We start from the raw sequence: 3,988 nt of genomic DNA, 5'->3' as shown, positions 1-3,988 counted from the left end.
ACCCTGGGCCTGTTGCGCCGCTGGATGCATTTTTCCCGACCCTGCTGGATCCCGGTGCCCCGCCCCCTGGTCACTCTTGCGACCTGGTTTGGCGACCGGATCAACGCGGGGCCACTGGGCCGGACGATGGGCGTGATGCTCGAACGCGGCAATATCGGTTTGGCAGATGCGCATGCACTCATCGGCAACACGACTGGGTTCAGCCCTCGCTCCGTACGCAAAGAGTTCGAGATCGCTGCCAGTTTCGTGCAGGACCGCTGGCACGCCCGACTGAACGGGTTGCGTCCAGTCCTGTGGTTGATGCTTGTGGTGATCTGGATCGGCTCAGGTATTGCGGGCCTGCTTGCCACAAGCAGCGACTATGCGCCGATACTCGATGCATTGAAGATTCCCCGAGCGCACCAGTTCAGCCTTGTGGTCGCCACGAGCCTGCTCGATCTTGTGCTCGGAGGTGCGCTGCTGCTGCGTTGGCAGCCGAGGCCCGTTCTCTTCCTCATGCTGGGGTCGGTAGCTACCTACACACTGCTGCTGGGCGTGATGGCAAGCCATCTCTGGCTGGAACCGATCGGTGGACTGATCAAGAATTTCGCGCTTGTCGGCTTGCTCCTGGTCTGCCTGGCCATTGAGGATGATCGATGATGAACACGTATCTATCGCTCAAGCTCTTGCATGTCCTTTCCTCGACACTTCTGTTCGGAACAGGACTGGGTACGGCGTTCTACCTGTGGCGCGCCGACCGCGGTGGTGATCCGATCGTGGTCGCCAGCGTGGCGCGGCAAGTGGTCTTTGCCGACTGGTGTTTCACGACACCGGCCGTGATCGTGCAGCCGCTGACCGGGCTTGCACTGGTCCATTTGCTCGGGATTCCGCTGCAAACCTCATGGGTGCTGGCGAGTATTTCCCTGTTCGTCCTGATCGGAATTTGCTGGTTGCCGGTGATCTGGATCCAGATCGAGATTGCCCGCCTGGCAGCTCTCGCAGTGCATGAGAAGACCGGACTGCCGGCGCGCTATCACCAGCTCATGCGTATCTGGTACCTGCTTGGCTGGCCCGCATTTCTTGGCGTCCTCGTCGTGTTCTGGCTGATGGTATTCAAACCGGCACTCTGGTAACTCGATCGCTGGAGCCCTGCCAGCGACGTGTATCATGATCGGGTGATAAGCAAATATCAGAATCTTCGGTGAGTGGACGAGAGCCGGAAACCTCGACCGACAGTTCCTGGCGATCCACAGCGCGAGCCATGTTTTCTCCGTCTCAATGGCTGCGACGCGCGCTGTTCTGGTCAGGAGCCATCGCCGTCGGGCTCGCAGCTGTAGGATTTGCCAAGGCGGCCGACCAGGCCTTTGCGCTGTTCCAGCATATCGTCCGCCACAACAGCTACTGGCCGTTCCTGCTCACGCCCCTGACGTTCGCATTGCTTGCATGGCTAACCCAGGGAGCACTCAAGCCGACGCGGGGGTCCGGCATTCCGCAAGCCATCGCGGCACTCAAGCTGGAAGACGACGCGTTCAGGAACAGCTTGCTCAATCTGCGCATGGCCATCGGAAAGATGGGACTCACGTTGGCCGCGCTGGCGGGCGGTGCTTCGATCGGACGCGAGGGTCCAACCGTACATGTCGGAGCCGGCCTCCTCTATTCGATGGGACGACGCTTCGGATTCGACGATCCAGCCGCCAGCTCACGTTTCATCCTGGCCGGATCGGCAGCAGGGCTTGCCGCCGCCTTCAACACGCCGTTGGCAGGCGTGGTGTTTGCCATTGAAGAAATGAGCGGTGCATTCGAGCATCGCATGAGTGGGATCCTGCTTACTGCCGTCATCATTGCCGGTGTCGTATCGCTTGGCATTCTCGGCAACTATGCCTATTTCGGTCAGTTCGACATCGGCCTTCCGCTGGGCCGGGCGTGGGTCGCCGTGCTCGCCACAGGTGCCATCTGCGGTCTGGCAGGCGGACTGTTTGCACGCCTGATCATTCCGAATGAAGGCGGCCTGCGCGGTCTTATCGGCAAATTGCGCAAGCGCCAGCCGGTGATTTTTGCCGCTGCGTGCGGGCTCGCCCTGGTTTTGCTCAGCCAATTGACCGAGACAGGTCTGTACGGCACCGGTTACGACCAGGCGAAATCCATACTGGAAGGGCACACGGACACTGTTGAAAGCTTTGGCTTGCTCAAGTTCTGCGCCAACGTTGCTTCATATTGGGCGGGAATCCCGGGTGGCATCTTTTCGCCTGCACTAGCGGTCGGTGCGGGCATCGGCGCCAACCTTGCAGCATTCCTTCCGCAAGCGAACCCCTCCGCTGTGGTGCTGCTCGGCATGGCTGCCTACCTTGCCGGCGTCACTCAGGCTCCATTGACCGCAGCGGTGATCTCGATGGAGCTGACAGCGAACCAGCAAATGATATTGCCGATCATGGCCGCCTGCCTGCTTGCGCGAGCGAGTTCGGCACTGGTCTGTCGCAAGCCCGTCTATCGCGCCCTCGCCGAAACCCTGATCGAATCCCGAGAGCAGGCCGTGGCAGCAGAAATCAGGGAAGCGGAATTGAAGCTTCTTCCAATCAGCGACGCCGAAGAGGCCGCTGGGAAAGCACCGAATTCCGGGCCGGACAAGTAAACCCGGTTTTAGTCCGAATTTTTTCGCAGCACTGAAACCGTCGATGCGACCAGGCAATTGCGACCGCGATCCTTGGCCCGATAGAGCGCGCGATCCGCTGTATCGATCAAGCTCTCGCTGGCGTGCGAAGTGCGGGGTATGACGGCGCTGATTCCGATACTGACGGTAACGTGATCGGTTACCGGGGACGTCGGATGCGGCAGCTCCATCTCGTCAATGCATTGCCGCAATCGTTCCCCGATCCGGCGTGCCTTGCGAAGATCACAATCCGACAGCAGGACGGCAAACTCCTCGCCGCCGTATCGAGCCACCAGTGCTTCTTCTTCGCCAATTGCTTCGATGCAGATCGCCGCGAGATCGCGCAGGCATTCATCGCCATGCAAATGCCCGTGAGAATCATTGAGCAATTTGAAGCAGTCAACATCGACCAGAAGCAAAGCGAGTGGACGCCTGGATCGAGAATGGCTTGCCCATTCTTCGGACAGTCGTTCATCGAAGCAGCGCCGGTTGGCGATACCGGTCAGGCCATCGCTCATCGACAGCAACCGGAGTTTCCGGTTGGCCAGCTCAAGCTCGCGCACGACACACGCGAGATGGATGGCGCCGGCAATCTGCACGGCAATCGCGTCAAACGCTGCGCGCACCTCCCGGGTGAAGAATCGCGACTCGGTGCTCTCGAGATTCAATACACCGTGCAGGCGCCCGCTGTGGCTGATCGGCACCAGATATTCGGAACGAACACGGCTGTTTCCGGGCACATAGTCAGGATCATTTTCGACATCGGTAATGAGCTGCGCCAGACCACTTCGCACGCATCGCCCAGCAGCACCCAGTTCAACCGGCCAAGGCAAATCTGCCGGCAACTCGAGGTCCAGTTCGCCGGACCAGACTTCCTGTATGAAGTGCGTATGGCGCTCGTTGAGCAGAATGATGCTTGCGATGGTGACGGGAAGTCGGGCAATCAGACAGTTGACGATACGCTTGAGCACCGCTTCGAGCGTATCGCCCTGCAAGGCCTCGCTGGAAACCTGGGCCAGAATCTCGGTAAGCATCGCGCGCCGCTCAGTCGCAGGCTGTTGGTGCCAGCCCGCGATGGACATGCGTGGGCGATCAAACATGACGACTGACTGCGACACCAGTTCCCCCGGTTCATGTCAGCCGGCAATCCTGTGCCAACCGACGACAATGCGGAACGAATCGCCTGAAACGCGCGGCAGTCGCCAGCGATTTCAGTCGGTTTCGGACTCGGCTTTTTCCAGCAGATATGGAACCACCTCGCCTTTCACTTTCAGCGTGATCGGTTGACCACGCCGGTCCAGAGATTTTCCGGCGGCTACCCGAATCCAGCCTTCGCTCACGCAGTATTCCTCGACCGTGGTC

5 protein-coding genes are annotated in these 3,988 nt (G+C 60.0%); 3 read left to right on the top strand and 2 right to left on the bottom strand.

Features of this window, described 5'->3' with window-relative positions; translation table 11 throughout:
• The 3 genes from WBP53_RS11535 to WBP53_RS11525 all read left to right on the top strand — a co-directional run.
• On the top strand, nucleotides 1–639 hold a 639-nt coding region (locus tag WBP53_RS11535; protein ID WP_423929045.1), incomplete at its 5' end, for a DoxX-like family protein.
• Entirely contained in the window at nucleotides 636–1,112 is a 477-nt protein-coding gene (locus WBP53_RS11530; RefSeq protein WP_423929043.1) for a DUF2269 family protein, read from the top strand. The genes WBP53_RS11535 and WBP53_RS11530, both read left to right, overlap by 4 nt.
• 128 nt (nucleotides 1,113–1,240) lie before the next feature.
• Nucleotides 1,241–2,608, top strand: coding sequence for a chloride channel protein (locus WBP53_RS11525; RefSeq protein WP_423929049.1), 1,368 nt, complete (start codon nucleotides 1,241–1,243; stop codon nucleotides 2,606–2,608).
• Between the two features lie 8 nt (nucleotides 2,609–2,616).
• On the opposite strand, the gene WBP53_RS11520 is transcribed toward WBP53_RS11525, so the two are convergent.
• Nucleotides 2,617–3,660: a diguanylate cyclase domain-containing protein gene (locus WBP53_RS11520; protein ID WP_423929041.1), complete on the bottom strand. Its 1,044-nt coding sequence runs from the start codon at nucleotides 3,658–3,660 to the stop codon at nucleotides 2,617–2,619.
• Nucleotides 3,661–3,837: 177 nt separating this feature from the next.
• A partial coding sequence (locus WBP53_RS11515) for a DUF3297 family protein (protein ID WP_423929047.1) occupies nucleotides 3,838–3,988 on the bottom strand: 151 nt, incomplete at its 5' end.

This window comes from Dokdonella sp. (assembly GCF_049593775.1).
In the GTDB taxonomy this organism is placed as follows: Bacteria; Pseudomonadota; Gammaproteobacteria; order Xanthomonadales; family Rhodanobacteraceae; genus Dokdonella.
Note: the sequence above shows the minus strand (reverse complement) of the source record. Positions and strands in the feature narration are given on the sequence as shown.